General features: G+C 62.4%; 21 protein-coding genes. 11 read left to right on the top strand and 10 right to left on the bottom strand.

The genetic code is table 11. The features are described 5' to 3' along the window. Positions 1-3 precede the first annotated feature (3 nt). Entirely contained in the window at positions 4-1,023 is a 1,020-nt protein-coding gene (locus LMTR21_RS02320; protein ID WP_065751716.1) for an ABC transporter substrate-binding protein, read from the bottom strand. Between the two features lie 143 nt (positions 1,024-1,166). Here LMTR21_RS02320 and LMTR21_RS02315 point away from each other — a divergent pair, with 143 nt between their 5' ends. From LMTR21_RS02315 to LMTR21_RS02305, 3 genes are all read left to right on the top strand, one after another. Then, positions 1,167-1,982 (top strand): creatininase family protein, encoded by an 816-nt coding sequence (locus tag LMTR21_RS02315; protein ID WP_065751715.1) that lies wholly within the window; start codon positions 1,167-1,169, stop codon positions 1,980-1,982. 146 nt (positions 1,983-2,128) lie between these two features. Continuing rightward, positions 2,129-2,386 carry a hypothetical protein gene (locus tag LMTR21_RS02310; RefSeq protein WP_065751714.1) on the top strand — a complete coding sequence of 86 codons (258 nt, stop codon included), beginning with the start codon at positions 2,129-2,131 and terminating at the stop codon, positions 2,384-2,386. A gap of 464 nt (positions 2,387-2,850) precedes the next feature. Continuing rightward, positions 2,851-4,926: a carbohydrate porin gene (locus LMTR21_RS02305; protein WP_246175008.1), complete on the top strand. Its 2,076-nt coding sequence runs from the start codon at positions 2,851-2,853 to the stop codon at positions 4,924-4,926. Between the two features lie 881 nt (positions 4,927-5,807). On the opposite strand, the gene LMTR21_RS02300 is transcribed toward LMTR21_RS02305, so the two are convergent. Continuing rightward, positions 5,808-6,386, bottom strand: coding sequence for a hypothetical protein (locus LMTR21_RS02300; RefSeq protein WP_141688184.1), 579 nt, complete (start codon positions 6,384-6,386; stop codon positions 5,808-5,810). A gap of 280 nt (positions 6,387-6,666) precedes the next feature. Here LMTR21_RS02300 and LMTR21_RS02295 point away from each other — a divergent pair, with 280 nt between their 5' ends. Beyond that, a complete protein-coding gene (locus LMTR21_RS02295; RefSeq protein WP_084030503.1) occupies positions 6,667-6,846 on the top strand; it encodes a DUF2934 domain-containing protein in 180 nt (59 codons plus the stop codon). A 24-nt stretch (positions 6,847-6,870) separates the two neighbouring features. Here the strand turns inward: LMTR21_RS02295 and LMTR21_RS02290 are convergent, their stop codons facing one another. The 4 genes from LMTR21_RS02290 to LMTR21_RS02275 form a co-directional block, all read right to left on the bottom strand. Then, entirely contained in the window at positions 6,871-8,178 is a 1,308-nt protein-coding gene (locus tag LMTR21_RS02290; protein WP_065751711.1) for a hemolysin family protein, read from the bottom strand. 112 nt (positions 8,179-8,290) lie between these two features. After that, complete coding sequence (locus tag LMTR21_RS02285) at positions 8,291-9,922, bottom strand: FMN-binding glutamate synthase family protein (RefSeq protein WP_065751710.1); 1,632 nt, start codon at positions 9,920-9,922, stop codon at positions 8,291-8,293. A 192-nt stretch (positions 9,923-10,114) separates the two neighbouring features. Next, entirely contained in the window at positions 10,115-10,987 is an 873-nt protein-coding gene (locus LMTR21_RS02280) for a patatin-like phospholipase family protein (protein WP_065751709.1), read from the bottom strand. Positions 10,988-11,193: 206 nt separating this feature from the next. Then, a complete protein-coding gene (locus LMTR21_RS02275) occupies positions 11,194-11,967 on the bottom strand; it encodes a ferredoxin--NADP reductase (RefSeq protein WP_065751708.1) in 774 nt (257 codons plus the stop codon). A 290-nt stretch (positions 11,968-12,257) separates the two neighbouring features. Between LMTR21_RS02275 and LMTR21_RS02270 the strand changes: the two genes are divergently transcribed. The 3 genes from LMTR21_RS02270 (at position 12,258) to LMTR21_RS02260 (ending at position 15,661) form a co-directional block, all read left to right on the top strand. Next, on the top strand, positions 12,258-13,256 hold the full coding sequence (locus LMTR21_RS02270; RefSeq protein WP_065751707.1) for a hypothetical protein: 999 nt from the start codon (positions 12,258-12,260) through the stop codon (positions 13,254-13,256). Then, on the top strand, positions 13,256-14,569 hold the full coding sequence (locus LMTR21_RS02265; RefSeq protein WP_065751706.1) for a bifunctional folylpolyglutamate synthase/dihydrofolate synthase: 1,314 nt from the start codon (positions 13,256-13,258) through the stop codon (positions 14,567-14,569). The genes LMTR21_RS02270 and LMTR21_RS02265 overlap by 1 nt, the downstream gene beginning before the upstream one ends. A 90-nt stretch (positions 14,570-14,659) precedes the next feature. Further along, positions 14,660-15,661 (top strand): NADP-dependent oxidoreductase, encoded by a 1,002-nt coding sequence (locus LMTR21_RS02260; RefSeq protein ID WP_065751705.1) that lies wholly within the window; start codon positions 14,660-14,662, stop codon positions 15,659-15,661. Between the two features lie 442 nt (positions 15,662-16,103). Here the strand turns inward: LMTR21_RS02260 and LMTR21_RS02255 are convergent, their stop codons facing one another. The 3 genes from LMTR21_RS02255 to LMTR21_RS02245 all read right to left on the bottom strand — a co-directional run bounded on the left by LMTR21_RS02255 (position 16,104) and on the right by LMTR21_RS02245 (position 21,731). Then, positions 16,104-17,264: an IS110 family RNA-guided transposase gene (locus LMTR21_RS02255; RefSeq protein WP_148635926.1), complete on the bottom strand. Its 1,161-nt coding sequence runs from the start codon at positions 17,262-17,264 to the stop codon at positions 16,104-16,106. Between the two features lie 80 nt (positions 17,265-17,344). Next, positions 17,345-20,515, bottom strand: a complete 3,171-nt coding sequence (locus LMTR21_RS02250; protein WP_065754630.1) for an efflux RND transporter permease subunit — start codon at positions 20,513-20,515, stop codon at positions 17,345-17,347. 10 nt (positions 20,516-20,525) lie between these two features. After that, complete coding sequence (locus LMTR21_RS02245) at positions 20,526-21,731, bottom strand: efflux RND transporter periplasmic adaptor subunit (RefSeq protein WP_084030793.1); 1,206 nt, start codon at positions 21,729-21,731, stop codon at positions 20,526-20,528. Positions 21,732-21,934: 203 nt separating this feature from the next. Between LMTR21_RS02245 and LMTR21_RS02240 the strand changes: the two genes are divergently transcribed. Further along, on the top strand, positions 21,935-22,777 hold the full coding sequence (locus LMTR21_RS02240; protein ID WP_065754629.1) for a hypothetical protein: 843 nt from the start codon (positions 21,935-21,937) through the stop codon (positions 22,775-22,777). A gap of 27 nt (positions 22,778-22,804) precedes the next feature. Here the strand turns inward: LMTR21_RS02240 and LMTR21_RS02235 are convergent, their stop codons facing one another. Beyond that, positions 22,805-23,164, bottom strand: coding sequence for a hypothetical protein (locus tag LMTR21_RS02235; RefSeq protein WP_065754628.1), 360 nt, complete (start codon positions 23,162-23,164; stop codon positions 22,805-22,807). A gap of 350 nt (positions 23,165-23,514) precedes the next feature. Here LMTR21_RS02235 and LMTR21_RS02230 point away from each other — a divergent pair, with 350 nt between their 5' ends. The 3 genes from LMTR21_RS02230 to LMTR21_RS02220 all read left to right on the top strand — a co-directional run bounded on the left by LMTR21_RS02230 (position 23,515) and on the right by LMTR21_RS02220 (position 26,684). Continuing rightward, on the top strand, positions 23,515-23,724 hold the full coding sequence (locus LMTR21_RS02230; protein ID WP_065754627.1) for a hypothetical protein: 210 nt from the start codon (positions 23,515-23,517) through the stop codon (positions 23,722-23,724). A 213-nt stretch (positions 23,725-23,937) separates the two neighbouring features. Beyond that, a complete protein-coding gene (locus LMTR21_RS02225; RefSeq protein ID WP_065754626.1) occupies positions 23,938-25,077 on the top strand; it encodes an FAD-dependent monooxygenase in 1,140 nt (379 codons plus the stop codon). Continuing rightward, on the top strand, positions 25,074-26,684 hold the full coding sequence (locus tag LMTR21_RS02220) for a benzoate-CoA ligase family protein (RefSeq protein ID WP_065754625.1): 1,611 nt from the start codon (positions 25,074-25,076) through the stop codon (positions 26,682-26,684). Before LMTR21_RS02225 ends, LMTR21_RS02220 begins: the two co-directional genes overlap by 4 nt. The last annotated feature ends 65 nt before the right edge of the window (positions 26,685-26,749 follow it).

The following is a 26,749-nucleotide window of genomic DNA, read 5'->3' as shown; positions in this document are numbered from 1 at the left end:
GCGTCAGTTCTTCGGCCGCAGGTCGAGACCGACGCCCTTGTTGACGAAGCGCAGCGTGTAGGCCTGGCGGTAGTCGATGTCGCGGCGAACCACGCCGGCCCGCACCATCTTGTCGAAGAAGCTCGCCACCCGCGCGTCGGTCATGGCGCCGATACCGTCGCGCAAGGTATCGCCGGAATCGACGATGCCGTACTCCTTCATCTTGTCGACGGAATAGCCGAGCAGTTCGTCGGTCATCTCTGGGTTCATCTGCTTGATCATCGCATTGCCGGCCGAATTGTCCCCGTAGAGATAATTGTACCAGCCGATCACGGAGGCATCGACAAAGCGCTGCACGAGGTCCGGCTTCCTGTCGACGATCTCGCGGCGGGTTTCGATCAGCGTCGAATAGGCGTTGAAGCCGTGATCGGCCAACAGGATCACGCCGGGCTTGAAGCCCGCCGTCTTCTCCACGGCATAGGGCTCCGAGGTGACATAGCCCTGCATCGCGCTCTGCTTGTTCACGATAAAGGGCTGCGGATTGAAGGTGTAGGGCTTTACCTTGCTCTCGTTGAATCCGTATTCGGACTTCAGCCACTGGAAGTAGCTCGCCACGCCTTCCTTGGACACCAGGAGCGTCAGCGGCTTGAGGTCTTCGAGTTTGGTGATCTTGGTTTCCGGATGGGTCAGGAAAACCTGCGGATCTTTCTGGAAGACCGCGGCGACCGCAATCAGCGGCACGTTGTTGGAGACGGCATCGAAGGATTGCAGCGTGTTCGCGCTCATGAAGAAGTCGAGCTTGCCGGCGGTCAGCAGGATGCGGTTGTTGGTGTTGGGCCCGCCGGGAACGATGGTGACGTCGAGGCCGTATTTCTTGTAGGTGCCGTCGGCGACCGCCTGGAAGAAGCCGCCATGCTCGGCCTCCGCGACCCAGTTGGTTCCAAATGACACCTTGTCGAGGTTTTGGGCGCGCGCGGGCATCAGGGCGGAAACCAGCGCCAGAAGACCTGCGGTTAACGCTCGCGGCAAAAAGGCCGGGTTCATGGTTGGACTCCGTCGATCGTTCTGGCCCATGATGGAGGCAGTGGACGTGGATATCGTCCCACGGCTGTATCCAGGGATTGGATCAATTCCCTGACTATCTAACAAACTACCCTGCAAATTCATCCAAAGAAACGCTTCGCTCGATGGCCACAACCGTTCCGCCCCATGACTGGACCGAGATCCACTGGCCTGAGGTCGCCAGGGCCGAGGCCGCGCGCTGGATCGCGGTGCTGCCGCTGGCGGCAACCGAGCAGCACGGCCCGCATCTGCCGCTGGAAACCGATGTCCTGATTGGGGAAGCCTATCTGACGCGGGTGCGCGAACTGGTGCCTGTGGCGCTTCCCGTCACCTTTCTGCCGCTGCAGCCGGTCGGCATTTCCACCGAGCATATCGACTATCCGGGAACGCAGACGCTGCCGACCGATGCCGCATTGAAGGCGTGGATGGCGATCGGCGAGCGCGTCGCGCAAGCTGGCATCCGCAAGCTGGTGATCGTCACCAGCCATGGCGGCAACAGCGCGGCGATGTCGCTGGTCGCGCAGGATCTGCGCGCGCATCACGGCCTGCTGGTGGTGACGACAAGCTGGTCGCGCTTCGGCGCGCCGGATGGATTGTTTTCCGCCGAAGAAATCCGTCACGGCATTCATGGCGGCGCGGTCGAGACCTCGATCATGCTGGCGCGCTATCCGCACACCGTGCGGAAAGAAGCGATCGCCAATTTTCAATCCTCCAGCATCGCGATGGAGAAAAAATTTCGCTGGCTCTCCGCGCATCGGCCGGTCCCGTTTGCATGGCAGGCGCAGGACCTTAACGAAAGCGGCGCGGTCGGCGACGCCACCAAGGCTTCCGCGGAGAAGGGTGAACAACTGCTCGATCACGGCGCGCGCGCATTCTGCGAATTGCTCGAGGATGTCGACACATTCGATCCGGAATTGTTTCTTCGGAAAATACGAAGCTGAGATCTCTTCAGCTAACTATCTGTAATTTCTAGGAAATAATTGACGAAACCATATTTCCGGCGGTCTTTTCGAACCGCTTTCGGGGGCGCTCCGTCCAACTGGGCATGCGGACCACACTGGCCGCTCAACACAGGATGGAGACTTCCATGTCGATCAAGACCAAGTTCGCCGCTATCGCTCTCGCTACCCTTGCCGTCACTGGCGCCATGGCTTCTTCGCAGGCGCAGGCCAAGCCGCTGCACTGGGGTGTTGGCGCCGGCCTCGTTGGCGCCGCCATCGTCGGCACCGCGATCGCCGCTTCCGGCCCCGGCTATTACTACGACGGCTATCGCCGCTGCGGCTGGGTTCGCCAGTACGACGCCTTCGGCAATTACATCGGCCGCGTCCGTACCTGCAGTTACTGATTTCTTCGGCTGACTTGGTTGCTGCTGAGAAGCGTCTTCTTTCGCAAGCGAACCACATCAGCCGCTGAACACGCTTCTCTTGTCTGACGCGTTTTCTTCACGCGAACCGGAAGGCCCACTTCGCTCGAAAACGCTTTGTCGTGGATTTGCGTCCGGCACGGGCGCCTCATCCACCCCCGTGCCGAACACGACCCGCCCGGCGTCCCACCGGGCGGGTCAACCTTTTGCGCGGACCGGCCGGCAACCAGCGACGGCGCGTCAGCCATGTGTCCGAACGGACGCCGCCTTCCCACCCGCGATATCGCAAGGCTGTTGCAGCAGCGTCACATAACGGTGCCATCGAACCGAAGCGGTCGCCTTCTTCTTGCTGTTGCGAATTGTTCGCAATAAGGATTGGGCGTGAACGGCGGTATTCCGGTCCGGCGCTGGCCGGGAGAACCGTAGGCATTGGGGCTGCAGGTTTGATGACTTCATTTGTTGGGTGGCGGCAGGCGTTCGAATCTGCGGTGATGGTGCGCGACAGCAAACGTCGCGCCTGGAACATCAGCATCGTGAACCGCAACCGCCGACCCCTGGAACATGCGCTGGCCGGCGCCGCGTTTGGTGCGCTGGCGCTCGGCAGCCCGGCGATCGCGGCCGACCTGCCGCTGAAGGCGTCCTATCTTCGCCCGGCATTCGACTGGAGCGGCTTCTATATCGGCGCGCACACCGGCTACAGCCGCGGGTCTTCGACCGCGGCGCTGTCAGATCCGCTGGCGGTCTCGACCAACAGCGTCTTCAGCGGCGCGACCGGCGGTGTCCAGGGCGGCTACAATGTTCAGCTGCCGTCCGGCGTGCTGCTCGGCGTCGAAGCCGACCTGACGTTTCCGAACTACTTCACCTCGAACAAGATCGTCTCCACGCTGACCGGCGCGCGTTCCGAGGTCGTCGAGGCGTTCGACTATGCCGGCACCGTGCGCGGCCGCATCGGCTACGCCAGCGGCCACTGGCTGTTTTACGCCACCGGGGGCTTCACCTTTGCCGGCGAGCGCTTCATCAATACGCCCGATGTCGGCACCGACCAGAAGATCATCAATGTCCGCCCCGGCTGGGCCGCCGGCGCCGGCGTGGAATACGCCTTCGCGCCGCACTGGAGCGTCAAGCTCGAATATCTCTACAGCCAGCTCGATCGCGCCAACATTCGTTTCCCCTCGGGCGCAGAGCACACTTCCACGCTCGATTTCCAGCAGATCCGTATCGGCCTCAACCGCAAGGTCGACTGGCCGGGATCGAACAGCCGCACGCCGAAGTCAGACCTCACCGATCCGGAATCCGATCGCTGGGAAATCCACGGCCAGACCACCTATCTCGGCCAGGGCTATCCGGCATTCCGCGCGCCCTATACCGGCACCAACAGCCTGACGCCGGCGCGACAGGCGCAGGCGACCTGGAGCAACAGCCTCTACCTCAACGCCCGGCTCTGGGAAGGCGGCGAGGTCTATTACAATCCCGAACTGCTGCAGGGCTTTGGCCTCAGCGACACCGTCGGCGTCGCCGGCTTTACCAGCGGCGAGGCGCAGAAGTCGAACTTCCCCTACCCGCACTACAACACCTCGCGGCTCTATGTGCGCCAGACCTTTGGATTTGGCGGCGAGCAGGAAGAGCTTGCCAGCGGGCAGCAGCAGCTTGCCGGCAAGGTCGACGTCAACCGCCTGACGCTGCAGGCCGGCAAGTTCTCGGTCGGCGATGTCTTTGACGGCAATTCCTACGCCAAGGACACCCGGCGCGACTTCATGAACTGGTCGATCTGGGCGCCCGGCGCCTTCGACTATGCCGCCGACAAGCTTGGATTGACCTACGGCTTCACCGCCGAGCTCAACCAGAAGCAATGGGCGTTGCGCGCCGGCTATTTCATGATGGGCGCGGTATCCAACTCCAACAATTTCGATACGCAGGTTTTCCGTCGCGGCCAGTATGTCGCCGAACTGGAGACGCGCTATTCGATCTTCAACCGTCCGGGCAAGCTGCGCACCATCGGCTGGGTGAGCAGCGCCAATTCCGGCAGCTATCGCGACACACTGAACGATCCGACGCTCAACATGGACATCGCGCTGACGCGTACGGGCCGGCTCAAATACGGCTACGTCTTCAACGTCGAACAGTCGGTCACCGACGACATCGGCCTGTTCGGCCGCTGGAGCTGGAACAACGGCAAGACCGAGATCATGTCGTTCACCGATATCGATGCCTCGCTCTCGCTCGGCACCTCGATCAAGGGCAGCAAATGGGGGCGGCCCGACGACACCATCGGCATCGCCGGCGCGATCAACGCGCTATCGCGCGATCATCGCGACTTCCTTGCCGCCGGCGGACTCGGCCCGCTGATCGGCGATGGCCAGCTCAACTACCGCAAGGAACGCATCCTCGAGACCTATTACGCTTACGCGCTTACCAAAGCGATCACGCTGACGGCGGACTACCAGTTCGTCACCAACCCCGCGTTTAATGCCGACCGCGGCCCGGTCCACGTGTTCTCCGGGCGGCTGCACGGAGAGTTCTAAGCGCGATGAGATTTGGTTAGATGAGTTGGCCGCAGACGCGTTTCACCTGCGCGTGCGGGGGAGGCGCAGGCCATTTTCGGTGGCCGTCATCCGAGACGCCGAGGGAAGTCGGTCCCGAAGCCTAGCGAGTCGCTGGGGTTGAGTTATCTCTAGACGCACCTTGCAGGGTTCTCTTCGTAATAGGTGAATGCACTAACCATTTGCAGTCTCAACCCTGGAATGCAGGGCGATCATCGACGTTCTCAGAAAGGGCAGCGCACAGCTCCTGGGAGCTGGAAGCCTTACAGGGGGCGCACACCCTTGTTCGTCGGGGATATCCTGACACACGCGGAGGCCAAGGTCAGGTACAACACGGAAAGATTCGATTGGTGGGATCTCGGGACAGGGCGATCGAATGGAAGAATGCGCGAGAAAGGCGTGGGTCGTAAGCATCGGCCGGCGCCAAAGAGGTGGTGTATTCTTTGAGTACTGCTTTTTCTACGTGGGGCATCCGACCAGGCAATCGGCAGTGGACGCAGTGCGCCGCAGCCTGAGTTCGCAAATCGATCTTCGGCGGGTGAAAGCAGAGCGGGAGTTGAGTTCAGACGAAATCGCCAAGGAAGGCTTGCGATACCGGCAAGTGAAGTATGCTGCGAAAGGCTCCGCCCCGCCGTGAAGACGCTTGGAGGATCGGTCCCTCTCCTCCGGCCGGAGCGGCCACGGTTCGTCGTTTAGCCCCTTGTGCGACAGCCGTGGTCGCGTCTGGTCGCAGCTCGGTGCAAGCGGGTCCTTGTGAATGGGGAAAGCGGCACTAAGGATAGTCGCCGCGCGGCACGTCAAGGGCGGCTTGCCGCTCGTATCACCTTTGACGTGGCGACGGGACGGAGCTGCCCCGGCAAGGATCACTCGGCCGAATTCACGCGGATTTCGGATTGGACGAGCCTGCATCCCTTAGCTTCGGCGCAGCGGTCCATCGGAACAACAAGCATCTCCCTCAACCTGCGTTGCTTCTCTGCTTGGGAAAATGGGGGCGCTAACTGGTCCGCTCTTCTCCGAATCTCACTTTCCAAAGCGGCTCGCTGGTCAGGAGTAAGAGCCTTTTCAGCAGTCATTAAAAGGAAACCAACCAGGTCATGCCGCCGTAAGTCCAAATCCAGAATGATGAGCCCGAAAGCACTATCGGGGATGCTCACCCGCTTGAAAATGCAATCATAGCTGTTCTGGCAAAGCGAATATTGCTTCAAGTTCACATACCGCATGCTGCATTCCGGAGGCGTTTCCAAACGAACGACGCAGACCGCCAGATCGGGCGGCGCATTTTTGTTGGGGATGGGAATGGCCGTCGGACCTCGTCCTCCGCCAAGGCCTGGAATGCCGTCCCAAGGCTGTCCGCTGGCCTTCGTATGGTCGGCCACCACGGTGATGCTGATGGGTTTCCCTTCACCGGCTAGGCAGTAGGCGGGGAATACAAAAATGAACAAAATGACCCACAAAGACCGCCGGCTTATGCGCGAATGCCAACTAGCGACCCAGTAAGACCGCCTGAACAAGCACAATTGGTGTATTTGCATATTGCGTATCCGACAGGTTTTTCCTGACACGGGCTCGCGCTTTCATTGATGATCGCTTTTGCGAGATCAACATATTCTGCCAAGCGGCGTACGGATGCGTCAACGCCCAAGCGACAAGCTCGATGGCAGAGCGCCTGAGAGGGGTATCCATATTTCGTTTCTCCGCGAGCGCTTCGGAAGGAGAGATAACATGGACGATAGCCAACTAATGAGGATTACACGGCGAGCTTACGAGTTGTGGCAGCAAGCAGGCGAGCCGAAAGGTAGAGACGAAGAGTTTTATCGTCAGGCCGCGCGAGAACTCAACGAAGATGCCAACAAATCCGATGAGGGCAACAATCCAGCTTCAGATTGTAAAGGGCGGCTATGACTTTTAGTCTCACCATCCGACGCGTCACGTGTCGTTCCTGGCCGAAGCATCGCCGATCTTCGTAGCGAGGATCTTGTCGATGCGCCGGCCGTCGAGGTCGACGATCTCAAAACGCCAACCATCCACCGCGACGTGATCGCCGATATCGGGAATCCGGCCGAATTGGCTGAGCAGAAACCCCGCAACCGTCTGGTAATGGCGAGACACCGGTAACTCGAACTTGAGCAGCGAAGCAAACTCGACGGCCGACATCCACCCCGAGATCAAGTACGAGCCGTCGTCGCGCCGGATGACGGCTGCTTCCGGCGGCCCCTCCTCGGTATGGAAACCGCCGACGATCGATTCCAGGATATCGGCGCTGCTCACCACGCCCTGGAACCCGCCATATTCGTCGTGAACCAGTCCCATGTGAACAGCGGAATCGCGCAGGATGGCGACGACGTCCCTCGCATCGAGAAACTCCGGAATGACCGGCGCGGTGCGAACCAGCCTGGCGATATCGGGCGTCTGCCCCGACAAATAGCAGTCCAGCATATCCCTGGCCTGGACGATGCCGACCGCGGCATCGGTGGCCGGATCGAACACCACAAAACGGGAATGGCTGCTGGCCGCGAGCGCGGCGCGAACGGCTTGCATATCGTCGGTCAGGTTGATCATGCTCACCTCGCGACGCGGCGTCATGACGGCACCGACGGGGAGATCGCCGAGGCGCATGACGCCAGCAATCATTTCCTTTTCCCCGGGTTCGAGCACCCCAGCGTTTTCGGCTTCGACGACCAGGGAGCGGATCTCGTCCTCGCTGACTTTCTCTCCAGCCGCACCACGGTGACCGAGCAGCCACAACAATGCCTTGCCGGAACGATCAAGAAGCCACACCGCAGGCAATGAGACCTTCGCAAGCAGCGTCATGTAAGGCGCCACGCGAATTGCCACCGATTCCGGATCGCGCAGGGCAATTTGCTTGGGCACCAACTCGCCGATGATGAGCGACGCGTAAGTAATAACCGTCACGACGGTCCCGACTCCGATAACGTCAGCCAGACCCTGCGACCATCCGGCTTCGACCAGCATGTTCGTCAGTCGCAGACCGAGCGTGGCGCCGGAAAATGCCCCGGACAGCACGCCGATCAGCGTAATACCGATCTGCACCGTCGAGAGAAATTTGCCCGGATCGGACGCCAGAGCCAGCGCGCGGCGGGAACCTTTGACGTTCTTTTCAACTAGTGCCGCCAGTCGTGCCGGCCGCGAAGAAACGATGGCCAGCTCTGACATTGCGAGCAAGCCGTTGGTGACAATCAGGACCGCAACGATCCCGAGATCGAGGTAGATCATTATCTCGTTTTCTTGTGGGTACCGGTTCCCACCTTCCCACCACGGAAGCAAATCTCTTACCAGAAATCCCATCCGGATGAGGTCAAAAGAGCGTGGGAAACCGCTGAGATTTCTACCCCACCGGCTGGAACGAATCCGCGCGTGCCATCGCCCAGGCATCGCGGAAGCGCGGATCCTGTGTGCCTTCGAGCAACTCGCCCGGACGCAGCGTCGGATAGAGTTTTGCGAACGACATCACCTCCGTGCTCGACGTGCGCTTCGAGAAATGGATTGGCCGCAGCTGCTTCGGGTGGTCGAGGCCGGCAGCGGCGAGAAGCTCTGACAGCGCGTGCAAGGTGGCATGGTGATACATGTAGACCCGCTCGGTCTTGAGCGGCACCACCAGCGCCCGGGCACGGATCGGATCCTGCGTCGACACGCCGGTCGGGCAGCGATCGGTGTGGCAGCTCAAGGACTGGATGCAGCCGAGAGCGAACATGAATCCGCGCGCGGAATTGCACCAGTCCGCGCCGATTGCCATGGCCCGCGCCATGTCGAAGGCGGTCGCGATCTTGCCGGCGCAACCGATCTTGATGCGGTCGCGCGCATTGATGCCGATCAGCGCGTTGTGGACGAAACTGACGCCCTCGCGCATCGGCATGCCCAGATGATCCATGAACTCCAGCGGAGCCGCGCCGGTGCCACCCTCATTGCCGTCGACGACGATGAAATCGGGATAGATGCCGGTTTCCAGCATCGCCTTGCAGATCGCCAGGAATTCCCAGGGGTGACCGATGCACATCTTGAACCCGGCGGGCTTGCCGCCCGACAGCCGGCGCATCTCGCCGATGAAAGCCATCATCTGCAGCGGCGTCGAAAACGCGCCGTGAGTGGCCGGCGAAATGCAATCCTCGCCCATCGCCACGCCCCTGATCCTGGAAATCTCCTCCGAGACCTTGGCGGCCGGCAGCACGCCGCCATGGCCGGGCTTGGCGCCCTGGCTGATTTTGAGCTCGACCATCTTGATCTGATCGTCGGCCGCGACGCGGGCGAATTCCTCCGGGTTGAACGAACCGTCGCGGTTGCGGCAACCGAAATAGCCGGAGCCGATCTCCCAGATCAGATCGCCGCCGTTTTCGCGATGATAGGGACTGACGCCGCCCTCGCCAGTATCATGCGCGAAGCCGCCTTTCCTGGCGCCGGTATTCAGCGCCCGCACGGAGTTCGGGCTGAGAGCGCCAAAGCTCATCGCCGAGATGTTGAAGACCGACGCCGAATACGGCTTGGTGCAATCGGGGCCGCCGATGGTGACGCGGAATTCCGCAGCCCCACGAGTCTTCGGCGCCACCGAATGATGCATCCATTCGTAACCCTCGCGATAGACATCTTCCTGGGTGCCGAACGGCCGCTTGTCGAGCTGCATCTTGGCGCGCTGATAGACGAGCGCGCGAGTATCGCGGGAGAACGGCATGCCGTCCTTCTCGCTCTCGAAGAAGTATTGCCGCATCTCCGGGCGAATTTCCTCGAGCAGGAAACGAATATGCGCCGAGATCGGATAATTGCGCAGGACGGCATGATTCTTCTGCAGGAGATCGCGAATGCCGAGCACCGTGAGCGCGCCGAAAATCACGATCGGGATCAGCAGGATTTCCCACACCTTCACGTTATGGTCGAAAATCCCGATACCGATCAGCAATGCCGTGACGACGGCGCAGACCGTCAGCACGATGTAGCGTGGCGAGAACGGAAGCAGCAGCGTTTCCATGGAACCCCTCAGCCGATTATCCTTGCCGGCCAGCAGCTTAGTCCAACCGCTGTGGCGCGCGCTACACGATATACGAAGCGGTCCTCACGGAAGTGACGGCGGCTTGAAAAAATAATGGACGGCCGGCCTCGCCCGGCCGAAATAAGCCTGCCGCCTTTTGCAGTGCAACGAAGCCACCTCCGCCGCCGCGGCTCAGTGGCTGTGTAGCCGCATCTCGTGCGGAATCCTGCCCTGCTGCAGGCCGTGCTGGACCAGCCAGGCGTCGGTGGAAAGAATGGCGCGGTCGATATGATCGGCGGTGCGCGAGAAATCGTAAGGCGAACCCACCAGCGGACATAGCGGCGGCACCACGAAATACTCGATGTCGGGCCCGAGCATTTCAAGCTCGTTGACCAGTTGGCGCGCGATCAGCAGCGTCAGCGCGTGCAGCGCATTGGCGACCGCGCCGACCGGCGGCGCCTGATTGGCGCACGCATGGCCGGTCGGCAGAACGATCAGCCGTTTCGCGCCCAGCTTCACCGCGACCTGCACCGGCGTGTTGCTGGAGATCGCGCCGTCGGCGAGATAGGTGTCCTTGTAGCGGATCGGCGAGAACGCGCCGGGGATCGCGGTGGACGCAACGATCGCCTCCGCCGCCGAACCTTCCGACAGCACCACGCTGTCGCCGGAGATGATGTCGGTCGCAACGATGTGCACCGGCAGCTTTGCTTCTTCGAGATTGCGATAGGGAATGTGATCGTCGATCAGCTTGCGGATGCCGTCATGGGGAATGAGGAAATCGCGGCGCCAAAGGAAGCTCAGCACCGTGCGCCAGCTCATCGGAAACACGTCGTGCCGCTGCAATCCGCGCCAGATCGTGGCCAACCGCTGCACGCCGTCGGGCGTGGGATCGCCGGCATAGAACGCGCCGTTCAGCGCGCCGACACTGCAGCCGACCACCATGTCCGCCGTGACGCCATAGGCGGCGAGCGACTGCAGCATGCCGACCTGGATCGCGCCGAAGCTGCCGCCGCCTGCGAAGACGAAGGCGGTCTTGGGCCGGCCGGTTGGCTCAAGTAGCGACAAGCACGAAACTCCCTCATCGTCGCATCGGATACGCCGCGCGACGTTGGGGAGTGGTTATAGCAGTGAGGGAACGGGGTGGGCTACATGGCCGGCTGTCATTCCGGGATGGTCCGAAGGACCAGACCTCAGGTGCGCAATTGCGCACCGGGGAATCTCGAGATCCCGGGTTCGCGTCTTCGACGCGCCCCGGGATGACCGGAAACTTATCAGCGCTCGACGAACGCCTTTTCGATCACGAAATGGCCGGGCTTGCTGCCGCTGCCTTCGATGAAGCCGCCGGATTCGAACATCTGCTTCAGCTCTTCCAGCATCGCCGGGCTGCCGCACATCATGATGCGGTCGGTGTCGATGTTGAGCGGCGACTGGTGGATGTCGTTGAACAACTGCTCGGACGAGATCAGGTCGGTGATGCGGCCGCGGTTGCGGAACGGCTCGCGGGTCACGGTCGGGTAATACAGCAGCCTCTCCGACAACAGCGGCCCGAACAGCTCGTCGTCACGCAGCGTGGCGACCAGATCCTCGCCATAGGCGAGTTCGGAAACCTGACGGCAGCCATGCACGAGCACGATGGTCTCGTAGCGCTCGTAGACATCAGGATCCTTGATCAGGCTCGCGAACGGCGCCAGCCCCGTGCCGGTCGACAGCAGCAGCAAGCGCTTGCCCGGAATCAGATTGTCGGTGATCAGTGTGCCGGTCGCCTTGCGGCCGACCAGAATCTCATCGCCCTCGCGGATCTTCTGCAGTTTCGAGGTCAGCGGACCGTTCGGAACCTTGATCGAGAAGAACTCGAGCTCTTCCTCGTGATTGGCGCTCGCCATACTGTAGGCGCGCAGCAGCGGCCGGCCCTCAACCTCGAGGCCGATCATCGCAAACTGGCCGTTCTGGAAGCGGAAGCCGGAATCGCGGGTGGCCCGGAAGCTGAAAAGCGTGTCGGTCCAGTGGCGAACAGCAAGAACTTTCTCTCGATAGAACGCGCTCATGTGTTTTCGTTTTTCCTGACGTCTCGGTGTAGAACGTTTCGGTCTTCGGGCCTCAAAGTGCCAAAAATCAGCGAAATCATCGGCGATTTGGCGCTTCATTTGCGCACGGCACACACATAGTCAATATGACCTACAGCACAATTGAGAACTCGGAATAGCTGTCGGTCTATTTTGCAAAAAGGTTCGATTGGCTTCGTTAATGCGGCCTTCACGCAATTAACTTGCTGAATTCAAGGCCCATCTGGCAATAAATGACTACGGCAAATTAAGAACGTTTCAAAAGAGATCGCATGCTGAGCCCAATAGCGTTTCGAAAGGGAAAACCGGGCTTCTATCCGGACCAGTCGGTCTATGCGGAATTTGCCTGTGCCGAATTTGGCCTCGTGTTTCGCGACCTCGACGGCGGCTCGGGACTGCTGTTCAGCGTCGCCTCGCGCGACAGGCTGCTTCATTTCGGCGCCGGCCGATGCTCCTGGTATCCGCAGAACAATGCCACCGCCTCGGCGCTGGCATCAGATAAATATTTCGCAAGCCGGATTCTGCGAGAGGCCGGCGTGCCGGCGCTTGGCGGCGAATACTTTTTCCTGCACGACCGCCACCGCGCACATCGCCCGGAGGGACATGAGCGCAGCGATACGATCGACTATTTCGGAAAGTTGGGCGGCGCAGCCTTCGTCAAGCCGCTCACAGGATCGCGCGGCGATTTTGCGCAGGCCGTTCACGGCGAAACGGCGCTGGTTCGCCATCTCGACGACGTGATGAAGTATTACGACGCGGTCCTGATCCAGCCGATCGTCGAAGGTGTCGAGTATCGCGTTTTCCTGCTCGACGATGACGCGCTCTACTGCGCGCGCAAATATCCGCCGTCCGTCTCAGGCGATGGCGTGCACAGCATTCGTGAATTACTTGCCGCCCATAACGACGCCCTGCGCGCCCGCGGCCTGTCGCCTGCTGCGCTGCCGGTCAACGATCCATCGCTCGATGCGGTGCCGGCAAAGGGCGAGCGCCACGAGATCCCCGGGCGAATGAACCTGAGCGCGGGCGGCACGATGGTGCTGGCACCAGCGCCTTCCGAAAAGGCGGTTACGCTGGCGCGGCAGTCTGCCCGCGCACTCGGGCTTCGTGTCGCGGCGGTGGACATGTTCGTCGATGTCGGCGGCAATCCGGAGACCATCGAGATCATCGAGGTGAACTCGAACCCCGCGATCCGCCTGCTGGAGGACTCCAATCGCGGCGACCTCATCCTGAAGATCTGGCATCACACCTTTTCCGCCATGGGATTGCTGTAGTGTTCGATCTGCCAAAATTTGGTGATGGCATCTGCCTGGCGCGCATGGCGGAACTGCTGGACGTGCTGGCTGTCGACCGCGCGCAGCTACGGCGCATCTCGGTCGTGGTAACCGGCTCGAATGGCAAGGGCAGCACGGCGGCGATGTGCGCTCGAATCGGCAGCGCCTATGGCCTGCGCACGGGTCTCTTCACTTCCCCGCATTTGTTTCGTTTCAACGAACGCATCCAGATCGATGGCGTCGAAATCAGTGACGACACGTTCGCCCGGCTGAAGCGGCAGGTCGAGGCCGCGATCGACGATGTCTCGAAGCGTCGCGGCGAACAAGTCGGTGCTTTCGAAGCGCTGTTCGCGCTCGCCTGCCTGCACTTCCAGAAGAGCGGATGTGATTTCGCCGTGTTCGAGGCCGGCATCGGCGGGCGCTACGATCCGGTCCGCCTGATCGGTGCCCGCGAAACCTGCGTCACTTCGATTGATTACGAGCATGTCGAACTGCTCGGCAACACGCTTGAACTGATCGTATCAGACAAGAGCGACGCCTGCGCCGCCGCCGGCACGATTGTCTATGGCGAAAACTGCGGCGGCCTGCGGCGGCACCTCGTCGAATATAATCGCTGGCGCGGCTGCACGTCGCTGTTCGTCCGCGACGAAATCGGCATCGACAATGAGGTTGCGGCGACATCGGGCCAGCATTTCGATTTCCATTTCGGCGACTACGATTTCCCCGGCATCGAGGTGAGCCTGCCCGGCGCGTTCCAGTTCAACAACGCTGCCATCGCCACGACGCTGTTTCTGCTTTGGCTGCAACGCCATCCGCGCAATGATCCCGAGCGGATCGAAGCGGCCATCCGATCAGGCCTGCGTGATGCGCGATGGCCCGGCCGCCTGGAGGTGATCCAGCAGCATCCGCTAACCTTGATCGACGTCGGCCACACGCCTGATGGCATCAGGCAATCCCTTGCGAGCCTCACGTCAGTCCATGGCGCGGACGGCTGGATTCTCGTCACCGGCGCTTCGCGCGACAAGAAGGCGGACGAGATCGTCGGCGCGCTGGCACCCTCCTTCGATACCATCATCTGCACCGCGGCGCATCACAAGGGAGCTGATGGGAAAGCCATCGCTGCTGCGGCCAGGCGCGGTAATCCCACAGCGAACATTCAGGTCGCTGCGACGATCGCGGAGGCCGCGCGCCTCTCGCAGGATATGGCCCGAGCACAAAAGCGAAAAGTGTATGTGGCCGGCGGATTATTCCTGGCGGTCGAGTACGCAACGGTCGTCAGGGGCGGCCGCGCGGAAGAGTTGGATTTTTTCTGAACGTGGCGCACAATCGGTGCGACCGAACGCCTGTCCGCGATCATGATCCGGAGAGAGCGTCAGAATACGACACCAAGGGGAGAGAACGTCATGAGCGACACCGTCAATCGTCAGATCCTGCTGGTCGAGAAGCCGACCGGCAAGCTCGGACCTGAGCATTTCAAGATGGTCAACGGCAGCGTTCCTGCGCCGAAGGACGGCGAGGTGCTGGTGCGGACGCGCTATATCTCGCTCGACGCCGCCAATCGCGCCTGGATGCACGGCGCCACCTACCGTGCGGCGGTCGAGGCCAACACCGTGATGGCGGGCGGCAGCATCGCGGAAGTCGTGTCCTCGCAGGCGCCGGGACTTGCACCGGGCGACATCGTGTTCGGCGACACCGGCTGGCAGGATTATGCCGCCGTGCCGGCAAAGCATCTGAACAAGATGCCGAAGATGGAACCGATGACGCATCTGCTCAGCGTCTACGGCGTCGCCGGCCTTACCGCCTATTTCGGCCTGTTGCATGTCGGCAAGCCGAAGGAAGGCGAGACCGTCGTGGTGTCGGCCGCCGCCGGCTCGGTCGGATCGATCGTCGGCCAGATCGCCAAGATCAAGGGCTGCAACGTCATCGGCATCGCCGGCGGCAAGGACAAGTGCCAGTGGCTGACATCAGAACTCGGCTTCGACGCCGCGGTCGACTATAAGGACGGCGCCACCTTCAAGGCGCTGCGTGCCGCCGCTCCCAAGGGCATCGACGTCTATTTCGACAATGTCGGCGGCGACATTCTCGAAGCCTGTCTTTCGCTGATGAACAACCGCGGCCGCATCGCCTGCTGCGGCGCGATCTCGCAATATGACGGCGTGCCGTCGGCGCACGGCCCCCGCGGCGTGCCCGGCCTGATCGTGGTGAAGCGCCTCGTCATGCAAGGCTTCATCGTGATGGATTACATGGACCAGAGCGCCGCGGCGTTGAAGGACCTGCAGTCCTGGGTCGCGTCAGGCAAGCTCAAGGTGCAGGAAGACGTGATCGACGGCATCGAAAACACGCCGCAAGCGCTGATCGGCCTGCTCGGCGGCGAGAACCGAGGCAAGCGGATGGTGAGGGTGTAGGGGCAATCTCTGTAGGGTGGGCAAAGGCGCAACGCGCCGTGCCCACCATCTAACAGCTCGCTCGGGAGATGGTGGGCACGCTTCGCTTTGCCCACCCTCATATGAGGCGTTTTGAGTCAAGCATCCCGGCGGGGCTTGGATGTGATTTTTACGTTCGGTGGAGCGGCGGCGCGCGGAGCCATGCGTAGCGCAGCGTGCCGCCGCGGTCGGTGCGCTCAGGGACTGGCTTCCGGCGATTTATGCAGTTGCTCACTGCATCACCTCATATCCGGTCGGACCGCTGTGATCCGCACCCACATTCCGCATGCATGCGGCGAGGAAGCCACGAGGATGAGACCCATCTACGAAACAGCCTGTTTGCTGGCCCAAGGGTGGCACGGTCACCATCCATCCCGCGCTGACCGCGGCAGATGCCGCGACGCTGACGCGTTCGTTGAAGTGGTTAGATCTTTACGGCCTTGAGCACCGCGCCTTCCGGCACGAGACCGGTCGTGAGGTAGCGCCACAGCGCCACCATCAGCTTGCGCGCCAGGGCGACGATGGCGACGCGCTTGATGCGCTTGCCGGCATCGAGCGTGCGCTTGCGGTACTCCAGGGTCAGCTTGCTGTCCGGCTGATGCCGCAGCCACAGCCAGGCCAGTTCGATCGCGGCACAGCGGGCGCGCGGATTGCCCGCCTTGCTGATGCCCTGGTCGCGGTCGATGCCGCCGCTCCGCCATGGACTGGGCGTCAGTCCGAAATAACTCCCGACCTCGCGGCGATTGCGGAAGTCCTTGTAGAACACCTCGCTGGTCAGCGTCGTCGCGAACGCCGGGCCGAGACATTTGAGCCGGCGCAGCAGTTCGCTGCGCCGGGTCATCTCGGCTTCCGCAGGCATTGGCTCCGCTGCGGCCGCCTCCTGCGCGAGCGCATCGAGCCGATCGCGCACCAGCATCAGCCGCGCGTGCTCGTGTCGGATCTCGCTCAGCATCCGCGGCGGCACCGCCTGGCCTTGCCAATCCCGCTGCGTTGCCAGCCAGCTCAGCCAGTCGCGCCGCCGCGGGTTCCCGACCGCCATGCCCCGCAGCCGCAGCAGTGCCTTGATCCGGTTGGTGTGAGCGGTTTGCTCCTTGATCAGCCGGTCGCGTTCGCGGCTGCCGCGGCGCGCGTCCTCCTGTTCGGCGGCAGGCACCCGGACGATCCGCACCACCCGCGGCTCGCCGCGCAGATACGCCATCAGCGTGCGCAGCATCCGCTCGCCATCGATCCGGTCGGTCTTCACCCGCCGCGCCCGCTGGTCCACCGCAATGCTGGCGGGATCAAACACGTAGTTCGTGATGCCGGCCGCCAGCAGCAGCCGGTGCAGCCAGAACCCGTCGTAGCCCGCCTCGTAGCAGCTCGCCACCGCCGGAACGCCTCCCAGCGCTCGAGCCGCCCGCTCCCGAACCCGACCCACCAACGCCAACAGCTCGGCATGATCGCCACCCTCCAGCTTGTGGTGCGATATCTTGTCCTTGTCCGGGCTGTGCAGCGCGACCCGCCAGCTCCGCTGGCTCAGTTCGATTGCAACGAAAATTGTGCCAATATGGCCGGCGGTGGGCGTGGCTACGGTGGATGCTTGCATCTGACTCTCCGAGGGGTTCGAGTGTGGAAACCCAAACCTTATCGGAAAGGCCACGCTCACCGCCTCATGGAATCTACGAGTTAGTGCGTAGCGGCGGGCGCTTGCGGCGCGGCCTGCACGCCGGCCTTCTTCGCCTTCCGCTCCTTCAGCCAGTTCTCGAACCGCTGGATCACGACAAAGAACGTCGGCACGAACAGCACGGCCAGACAGGTCGAGGCCAGCATGCCCGAGAAGGCGGTGATGCCGATCGATTTCCGGGCGTTGGCGCCGGCGCCGGTCGCGAGCACCAGCGGGATCATGCCGAAGATGAAGGCAAACGACGTCATCAGGATCGGCCGGAATCGCGCCCGCGCCGCTTCGACCGCGGATTCCAACAGCGGCTTGCGGTCGCGCACGTGAAGCTCGAGGGCCACCTCGACGATCAGGATGGCGTTCTTGGCCGACAGCGCGATCAACAGGATGATGCCGATCTGGGTATAGAGATTGTTCTCGATCCGGAGCCCGCTCAGCACGATCATCGGGCCGAGCAAGGATAGCGGCACCGCGAGAATGACCGAGATCGGCGCGTACCAGCTTTCATATTGTCCGGCCAGCACGAGATAGACCAGCAGCAGGGCCAGGCCGAACGCCCAGTAGATCTGCCCGCCGACCACCTTCTCCTGGTACGACATCGCCGTCCATTCGAAGCCCGTGCCCTGCGGCAGCGTCTTCGCGGCGATCTCTTCCATCAGCTTCATCGACTGTCCCGAGCTGTAGCCCGTGGCCGGCAGGCCGATGATGGTTGCGGAAGGATAGAGGTTGTACAGGCTGATCAGCGACGGCCCGACCGCCGGCGTGATCTTTGCCACCGTGCCGAGCGGGATCATGTCGCCATTGCTGTTGCGCACCATCATGTTCTGGATGTCACGCGGCGTCAGGCGGAATTGCGCGTCCGCCTGCGCATAGACCTGGAAGGTGCGGCCGAACTTGTTGAACTGGTTGACGAAGCTCGAACCCATGTAGGACGACAGCGTCGAGAAGATCTGGTCGGTCGTGACATGCAGGGTCTGGGTCTTGATCCGGTCCACCTCGATGTCGAACTGCGGCACCGTCGAGCGGAACGGCGAACTCACACGCTGCAGCGCGGTCTGTGACGACGCATTGGCGACGATCGCGCCAGTGACGGCTTGCAGCTTGCTGAAATCGGAACTGCCGTCACGCAACTGCACCTGCATCGCAAAGCCGGCGGCGTTGCCAATGCCCTGGATCGGCGGCGGCGGAACAACCAGGATCCGCGCCTCATCGATCACCGAGAGCTTCTCGTTCAATCCGACAAATAGCGATCGCAGATCCTCTCCCTCGCCCCGCGCGCTCCACTCCTTGAGGATCAGATAGGCCACCCCAGCATTGGCGAGGCTGGAGGAATTGTCGAGCGCGGAGATGCCGGCAATGGTGATCACCTGGTCGACGCCGGCCGCCTTGCCGGTGATTTCGCTGACCCGTGTCAGCACGCGCTGTGTTCGATCCAGCGATGCGCCGTCAGGAAGTTGCACGGCCACCAGCAGATAGCCCTGATCCTCGATCGGGATGAAACCGGTCGGCACCCGCGACAGGCCATAGCCGCCAATCGCGATCAGAATCAGGGCGCAAATCACCGAAATGTTGCTGTGCGCGACGAGACGGCCGATCAGCCGGCTATACCAGGCCTCCAAGCGGTTATAGACCGCGTTGAAGCCACGGTAGAAGAAGTTGCGCTGTTCCGGCGGCGCGGGCGGACGAAGCCACAAGGCGCACTGCGTCGGCTTCAGCGTCGCCGCATTGATGGCGCTGAGCAGCGCGGTTGCGGCAATGACCAGCGCGAACTGCGCATACATCTGCCCGGTCAATCCCGGCAGAAACGCCGAGGGCAGGAACACCGAGATCAGCACCAGCGTGATGCCGATGATCGGCGCGAACAGCGCGTTCATCGCGCTGATCGCGGCGTCATGGCCGGACATGCCCTTCTCGATATTGTGCGCAGCGCCTTCGACGACGACGATGGCGTCGTCCACCACGATGCCGATCGCGAGCACGATCGCAAACAGGGTCGAGATATTGATGGTGAAGCCGAGCGCCGCCATCGCCGCAAAGGCGCCGATGATCGTCACCGGCACCGTGGTCGCCGGCACCAGCATCGCGCGCCAGTCCTGCAGGAAGATCAGGATCACGACGAGGACGAGAAGGCCGGCCTCGATCAGCGTCTTGTAGACCTCATTGATCGATTCCGAGACGAATTTGGTGGTGTCGAATGGCGTGTCGTAGGTTACGTCCTGCGGAAACGCCTTCGCCAGCGCCTGCATCTTCTTCTCGACGGCCTGCTGGACCTCGAGCGCATTGGCGCCGGGCGACTGGAACACACCGATGCCGGTGGCCGGCCTGTTATTTAGCGAGAACACCTGGCTGTAGGTCTGGGCGCCAAGCTCGACCCAGCCGACGTCGCGCACGCGCGTGACATCGCCGCTACTGCCGGTCTTGACGATCACGTTCTCGAATTCGGTGGTGTCGTCGAGCCGCCCGGCGACGTTCAGCGTATATTGGAACGCCTGCCCTGCAGGTGCCGGCGGCGCGCCGACCTGGCCCGCCGTGACCTGCTGGCTCTGCTGCTGGATCGCGTTGATCACGTCCTGCGGCATCAGGTTGCGCGCATACAGCTTGTTCGGATCGAGCCACACCCGCATCGAATACTGGCCGGCGCCGAACACGGTAACATTGCCGACGCCGGGCAACCGCGACAGCTCGTCGCGGATATTGATGGTGGCGTAGTTGCTCAGGAACAGACTGTCATAGGTTGCTTTCGGCGAGGTCAGCGTCACGAACAACAGAATCGCTGTCGATCTTTTCTGTACCGTGACGCCCTGGTTCTGCACCGCTTGCGGCAGTTGCGCCAGCGCGCTCGACACCCGGTTTTGCACCAGCACCTGCGCGAAGTTGAGGTCGGTGCCGATCCTGAACGTAACCGTCAGCGTATAGGTGCCATCGGCGCCGCTGTAGGACTGCATGTAGAGCATGTCCTCGACGCCGTTGACCTGCTGCTCGATCGGCAGCGCCACCGTATCGATCACGGTCTTCGCGCTGGCGCCGGGATAGCGGGTGGTGACCTGCACCGTCGGCGGCACGACCTCAGGATACTGCGCGACAGCCAGCCGGAACAGGCAGACGCCGCCGATCAGGATCATCAGGATCGCGATGACGTTGGAAAGAACGGGCCTCTCGATGAAAAATTTCGAAATCATGGCCCGGCTCCTACTTGGCCGCAGTTGGCTGTGTTTCGATCTTCTTCAGTTGCGGATCGACCTTCTGGCCGGGAATCGCGCGCAACAGCCCGGCGGTGACGACGCGGTCGTCGGCCTTCAGGCCCTCCTCGATGACGCGCAGTCCGCCGTCCAGCGGACCGACCCGCACCTTGCGCTGTTCAACGATATTTTCGCCGTTCACGACCAGCAGATAGCGTCCTGCCTGGTCGGCGCCGAGGGCGACGTCAGGCACGAACAGCGCGTTCTGCACCTGATCCACCGGCACGCGAACCCGAACGAAAAATCCCGGCAACAGCGCACGGTCCGCATTGGCCAGCACGCCGCGCACCGGAAGCGTGCCCGTCGCCTGGTTGAGCGTCGCCGCGGCGTAGTCGAGATTGCCCTTGTGCGGAAAGCCGGTCTCGGTCTGTAGCCCAACCTCGACCGGCAACTGCCGGAGATCGTCAGCCGTCATGCCGCGCCGGCGGGCTTCCTCACGGATCCGCAGCACGTCCTGTTCGTTGACGTTGAAATTCACATAGATCGGATCGAGCGCCACGATGGTGGCGAGTTGCGTCGGCGGCGACGATGCCCCGACGAGTTCGCCGATGGAGACGAGATGCGCGCTGACGACGCCGTCGAACGGCGCGGCCACATTGGTATAACCGTAATTGACCGCCGCGATCTTGGTATTGACCTGGGCCTGCAGCAGGCTCGCCTGGGCGTTGTCGCGCGTCGAGGTCGACGTATCCAGCGTGGCCTGGGAAACGGCTTGCCGCTGGACCAATTCCTGCTGGCGCTTGAAATCCGCCTCGGCCTGCCTCAGCGTTGCCTGCGCGCCGGTCTCCGCGGCCTGCGCCTGTTCGAGCTTCAGCTTGTAGGTTTCAGGCTCGATTGTGAAGAGCGACGTGCCCTCCTTTACATAGGCGCCGTCTTTATAATTGATCGATTGCAGAAAGCCCTGCACGCGCGCGACCAGATCGACATTCTTGAAAGCTGCCGTATTGCCGGTCGCTTCCAGATAGCGCGTGAACGACCGCTGGACCGGCACCGCTACATCGACTTTCGCCGGCGGAGGCTGGACAAAAGTATTTTGTTCACAGCCACTTAAGACACAAATCGCGGCGATGGCGAACGCCGCGCGGCAGGCGGCGGCGCCTCCTTGTGCGGCGGTGCCGTATGATCTCAAGCGTGCAGGCGAACGCGCAGCCTTCATTTTCAGTGCCCCAATAGGTTCTGTTCCGGAAAAGGCATTATTCAAAAATCGGCTTTCGGCTACCCCATGAAAATAGCAACAATCCGCTTGCAGCGGAACCGGAAAGCGAAAATGATGCGGCCCGATTTTTTCTTCAGGCGGTTTCGAGATTATTACTTCGGTTGAAGCGGCGGGCTTCCGGCGACGACAAAAGGATTATTCAAATGATCAACACGTTGACGCGCGCGAGAATGCACGGGCCGTTGTTGGCGGCCGCGATAACAGCAATTGCAGCACCCGCGCTTGCGCAAGCGCCGACCCAGGCGCAACGCGACGCGATCAAGTCCCAGTGCCGTTCCGATTACATGGCGCATTGTTCCAGCGTGCCGCCGGGTGGCGAAGCATCGCTGCAATGCCTGCAGAAGAATATGTCGAGCCTGTCATCGAGCTGTCAGGGCGCGGTACGCGCCGTAGCGGCGCCGGCGGCGGCCAAGCCGGCCGATACTGCAGCGCCCAAGGCCGCTGCACCTGCCGCCACAGCGCCCGCGGCCGCGACAACCGCGCCGGCCAAATCCGCCGAGCCAAAGGCTGCAGCCGCCGCTCCCGCTGCCGGACAGCCCACCAACGCGCAGATTTCCGCCATTCGCGGCGCCTGCCGCTCCGACTATCCAAAGGTCTGCGCGGGCGTGCCAACCGGCGGCGCCCCGGCGCTGCAATGCCTGGAGAAGAACAAGGGCAAGCTATCGGCTGGCTGCGAGAAAGCCGTCGCCGCCGCGACCGGCGGAGCGACGGCAGCACCCGCCGCAGGCGCAGCTCCCGCGGCCGCAGCACCGGCAGCCGCCGGTGCAGCACCGGCCGCGGCAGCAGCGCCGACGGTCATCGTGCTGCGCCCGATGCGGCCGCGCGAAGAACTGTTCGTGCTGCGCTCGGCCTGCGGCGCCGACGTCCGCTCGATTTGCGGCACCGTGACGCCGGGCGGCGGCCGGATCGTGCAGTGCCTGGCGACCAACGCCGCGCAGCTTTCGCCGGCCTGCAAGGACGTGCTGTCCCAGTTCGCGGCGCGATAATCACGCGCCTGCCGCGGCGGTCCTCGGTCACTCACCGCCGCGAAAGGCGAGGATGAGCTGAATGAGCCGCACCGACAGCGAGACATAGACGATCGTCATCACGATTTGGTACGCAGTATGCCAATTGAGCCTGGCGAGCTTGTAGAGCCCGTCGACGAAGTTCAGGAACAGGAGGATGACGCCGAACAGCATGACGCCGCGGCCGATGAGACCGTGGCGCAGATAGCCGAACAGGACGATCGCAGGCTCGTTGCTCGAGACATGGGCGCCGGCGGAAACGATCAACGTCCCGATGATCATCTTCTCGACGTGCGAAAATATTTCCTTGGAGACCGGCTCGACATGTTCGGCATAGAACGCCAGCCATCTGGCTCTGACCTGCGCCATGAGTTTCCCTCGAACTTTCCTTGGGTTTTCCTGCAGCGATGAATGGGAGCTTCACTACAGCGGGTCCGCGATCAAGAAGCAAGAAGGCCGGCCACTCCGATCCGCGGATGCTCGACCCGCATCATCGCCTGCCTCGCCAAACAGAACGACAAGCTCACCCCGGCCTGCAAGAAGGTGCTCGCAGCCGCCGAGAAGAAATGACTGACGATGGCTGGCGCTCATGCCCGCCACCGTAACGGAATCGGCGCACGCCGAAGCCAGCGACCGCAGAACCTTCCAAAACTGCAGAGAAACTTTCGATCGGAAATTTTCGAGACCAAATGCCAACAATACGAGTCCGGGAGACCAACATGCGTTACTCGCTGATTATTGCATCCGCCCTCCTCGCCTTGGGCGCTACCATGACTTTTGAATCGACCGACGCCAATGCCGCAGTGTGCGCCGACGGCGTTGTCCGCGCCGGCTGCGCCGGGCCTCGCGGCGCGGTCGTTGTCAAAAAACCAGCCGTGGTTTGCAAGACCGTGTGGGTGAACGGCGTGAAGGTTCGCCGCTGCACCTGAGCCCAAGCACTTCGGCAAAGCCGGATCACCGCTGAGCGGACAACCGTTCGCGGACAGAACCGGCAGACGAAGCACGGCCAGTGGCGCCCGGTCCTGAGGCGGTCGGGACCGGACCCGCGCCTGATACCTTCTTCATTTTTCTGTAGCGCAAATTTCCGGCGCGGATTAGTCTCCCTCCAAATTAGTAAGTATACTGTCGATTGGGAGGAAGACGTGCGCATCGCCGTCATCGGCGGAGGCCCCGGCGGCCTCTACTTCGCCTATCTCTGGAAGCGGCGTCACCCGGACGCCCATATCGACCTGTTCGAGCAGAATCCCGAAGGCGCGACCTGGGGATTCGGCGTGGTGTTTTCCGAACAGGCGCTGGAATTCCTGCGCGCCGACGACCCCGAGACGGTCGACGCCATCACGCCGCGGATGGAGAGCTGGAAGAACATCACGCTCAATCTGCGCGATGAGACCGTCGAGATCGACGGCGTCGGCTTCTCCTCGATCGGCCGGCTCGAACTGTTGACCATCCTGCAGCAGCGCGTGCGTGCGGTTGGTGTGGCGGCACGATATGACACCACGATCCAGTCGCTGGACGAAGTTGCGGGATACGACCTGATCGTCGCCGCCGACGGGCTGAACTCGCTGGTGCGCCGCGGATTCGAGAAGGAGTTCGGCGCCTCGGTTTCGCACTCCACCAACAAGTTCGCCTGGTACGGCACCAGCAAGCGCTTTGCCACGCTGTCGCAGACCTTTGTGAAGACCGATCGCGGTTCGTTCAACGCCCATCACTATCGCTACTCACCCTCGATGAGCACGTTCCTGGTCGAATGCGATGCAGCGACCTGGCGGTCTTACGGCTTCGAGCACAAGACCATCGAGGAGTCGCAGGCGATCTGCGAGGAGATCTTCGCGGAGACGCTGGACGGCCACCCGCTGGTCTCCAACAAATCGGTGTGGCGCAATTTCCCCTGGATCTGGAACGAGAACTGGTCGTACGGCAACAGGGTGCTGATCGGCGACGCCCTGCATACCGCGCATTTCTCGATCGGCTCGGGCACGCGCCTTGCGATCGAGGACGCCATCGCGCTGACCAAGGCGCTGGAGGCGGAGACGGAAATTCCCGCCGGCCTCGCCCGCTACCAGGCCGAACGCAAGCCGATCGTGCAGAAGCTGGTGACCGCGGCGCGCACCAGCGCCGACTGGTACGAGCATTTTCCCGAACACATGAAGCTCGACCTGATGGACTTTGCCTACAGCTACATCACCCGTTCGGGGCGGATCGCCGACGCGCGGCTGCGCGCGATGTCGCCGGAATTCATGGCACGCTACGAAGCGGCGAAGAAGATCGGGAGCCAGGCATGACGACAATTTCTGATTTGGTCCCCCGCGACAATCCGGGCGCGCGCGAGATCGGCTTTGCGATCCCGGAGCGCTATAACGCCAGTCGAATCCTGTTCGACAACCTCGCCGCCCGCCGCGGCGGACGGCTGGCGCTGACCGGCCCCGGCGGCACGCGGACCTATGCAGAACTCTGCGCCGAGGCGGCGCAATGGGGTCACGGATTCCAGTCGCTGGGCCTGAAACGCGGCGACCGCATCCTGATGTTCCTCGACGACACGCCGGCCTATCCGGCGGCATTTTTCGGCGCGGTGCGCGCGGGCTTCGTGCCGCTCTTGATCAACACGTTGACACCACCGGACCTGTTGCAGTTCTATCTCTCGGACGCCGGCGCGATGGTCGCGGTCGCCGAGGCTGAGTTTACCTCGCGGTTCAACGCAGAGGCTTGCAAGGACACGCCACTGCAAACCCTGATCGTGGTCAATGGCGCAACTGGCGAACACGCGGTGCCGAAGGCCCTCGACGCAGCGCAATGGCTGCAGGGATTCCCGGCCGATCTGCCGGAGGCCGACACCGGGCGCGACGACATGGCGTTCTGGATGTATTCATCCGGCTCGACCGGCCGCCCAAAAGGCATCGTGCATCTGCAGCACGACATGGCCTATAGCGAGCAGGCGTTTGCGCGCCACGTGCTCAAGCTCGGGCCCGACGACATTTGCTTCTCGGTGCCGAAGATTTTCTTCGCCTACGGTTTTGGCAACGCCATCACCTTCCCGTTCTCGGTCGGCGCGGCGACGCTGCTGGTCCCCGGCCAGCCGAAGCCGGCAACGATCTTCGAGGCAATCGAAAAATACCGGCCATCCGTGTTCTACGGATTGCCGACGCTCTACACCTCGCTGACCAAGGCCGAGGGCGCGGCGGCTACAGACTTCTCCTCGCTCCGCATGGCGCTATCGGCCGCCGAAGTGCTGTCGGCGGAAGTGTTCAACGGCTGGAAGACGCTGACCGGCCTTGAGATCATCGAGGGGCTCGGCTCGACCGAAGTCCTGCACATCTATCTCTCCAACCGCCCTGAAAAGAAAAAGCTCGGTGCCGCCGGCCTGCGCGTGCCCGGCTACGAGATCCTGCTGAAGGACAAGGACGGCCGCGAGGTCGGCGACAACGAGGAAGGTATCTTGTGGGTGCGTGGCGATTCCAACACGCCGCTGTACTGGAACCGGCCCGACAAGTCGGCCGAGACGATTCGCGAGGGCGGCTGGATCTATACCGGCGACCGCTTCATGCGCGATGCCGACGGCTTCCACTTCTTCCGCGGCCGCGCCGACGATCTGATCAAGATTTCGGGACAGTGGGTCTACCCGCTCGAGGTCGAACTGTGTCTGGCCGAGCACCCCGACATCCGGGAATGCGCCGTGTTCGCCGCCGAACTGCCTGATCGGCGCATGACGCTGAAAGCGGTGGTCGTGATGAACAAGGGCGAGTTCGATACCAGGAGCGCGACCAAGACATTGCAGGATTACGTCAAGGCAAAACTGCTGCCCTACAAATACCCGCGCGAGATCACCTTCATCGCCGAATTGCCGAAGACCGGCACCGGCAAGATCGACCGCCAGGCGCTGATGAAGATGTAGGGGCGCCCGTCATTGCGAGCGAAGCGAAGCAATCCATTCCTCCACTTGCCGCACTATGGATTGCT

It is taken from the genome of Bradyrhizobium paxllaeri (assembly GCF_001693515.2).
Lineage (GTDB): Bacteria > Pseudomonadota > Alphaproteobacteria > Rhizobiales > Xanthobacteraceae > Bradyrhizobium > Bradyrhizobium paxllaeri.
This window is presented reverse-complemented; position numbering and strand designations above follow the sequence as displayed.

What these genes read in the sequence shown, in the direction of transcription:
- LMTR21_RS02320 (WP_065751716.1), bottom strand. Translation starts at nt 1,023, where the DNA reads ATGAACCCGGCCTTTTTGCCGCGAGCGTTAACCGCAGGTCTTCTGGCG.
- LMTR21_RS02315 (WP_065751715.1), top strand. Translation starts at nt 1,167, where the DNA reads ATGGCCACAACCGTTCCGCCCCATGACTGGACCGAGATCCACTGGCCT.
- LMTR21_RS02310 (WP_065751714.1), top strand. Translation starts at nt 2,129, where the DNA reads ATGTCGATCAAGACCAAGTTCGCCGCTATCGCTCTCGCTACCCTTGCC.
- LMTR21_RS02305 (WP_246175008.1), top strand. Translation starts at nt 2,851, where the DNA reads ATGACTTCATTTGTTGGGTGGCGGCAGGCGTTCGAATCTGCGGTGATG.
- LMTR21_RS02295 (WP_084030503.1), top strand. Translation starts at nt 6,667, where the DNA reads ATGGACGATAGCCAACTAATGAGGATTACACGGCGAGCTTACGAGTTG.
- LMTR21_RS02290 (WP_065751711.1), bottom strand. Translation starts at nt 8,178, where the DNA reads ATGATCTACCTCGATCTCGGGATCGTTGCGGTCCTGATTGTCACCAAC.
- LMTR21_RS02285 (WP_065751710.1), bottom strand. Translation starts at nt 9,922, where the DNA reads ATGGAAACGCTGCTGCTTCCGTTCTCGCCACGCTACATCGTGCTGACG.
- LMTR21_RS02275 (WP_065751708.1), bottom strand. Translation starts at nt 11,967, where the DNA reads ATGAGCGCGTTCTATCGAGAGAAAGTTCTTGCTGTTCGCCACTGGACC.
- LMTR21_RS02270 (WP_065751707.1), top strand. Translation starts at nt 12,258, where the DNA reads ATGCTGAGCCCAATAGCGTTTCGAAAGGGAAAACCGGGCTTCTATCCG.
- LMTR21_RS02260 (WP_065751705.1), top strand. Translation starts at nt 14,660, where the DNA reads ATGAGCGACACCGTCAATCGTCAGATCCTGCTGGTCGAGAAGCCGACC.
- LMTR21_RS02255 (WP_148635926.1), bottom strand. Translation starts at nt 17,264, where the DNA reads ATGCAAGCATCCACCGTAGCCACGCCCACCGCCGGCCATATTGGCACA.
- LMTR21_RS02250 (WP_065754630.1), bottom strand. Translation starts at nt 20,515, where the DNA reads ATGATTTCGAAATTTTTCATCGAGAGGCCCGTTCTTTCCAACGTCATC.
- LMTR21_RS02245 (WP_084030793.1), bottom strand. Translation starts at nt 21,731, where the DNA reads ATGAAGGCTGCGCGTTCGCCTGCACGCTTGAGATCATACGGCACCGCC.
- LMTR21_RS02240 (WP_065754629.1), top strand. Translation starts at nt 21,935, where the DNA reads ATGATCAACACGTTGACGCGCGCGAGAATGCACGGGCCGTTGTTGGCG.
- LMTR21_RS02235 (WP_065754628.1), bottom strand. Translation starts at nt 23,164, where the DNA reads ATGGCGCAGGTCAGAGCCAGATGGCTGGCGTTCTATGCCGAACATGTC.
- LMTR21_RS02230 (WP_065754627.1), top strand. Translation starts at nt 23,515, where the DNA reads ATGCGTTACTCGCTGATTATTGCATCCGCCCTCCTCGCCTTGGGCGCT.
- LMTR21_RS02220 (WP_065754625.1), top strand. Translation starts at nt 25,074, where the DNA reads ATGACGACAATTTCTGATTTGGTCCCCCGCGACAATCCGGGCGCGCGC.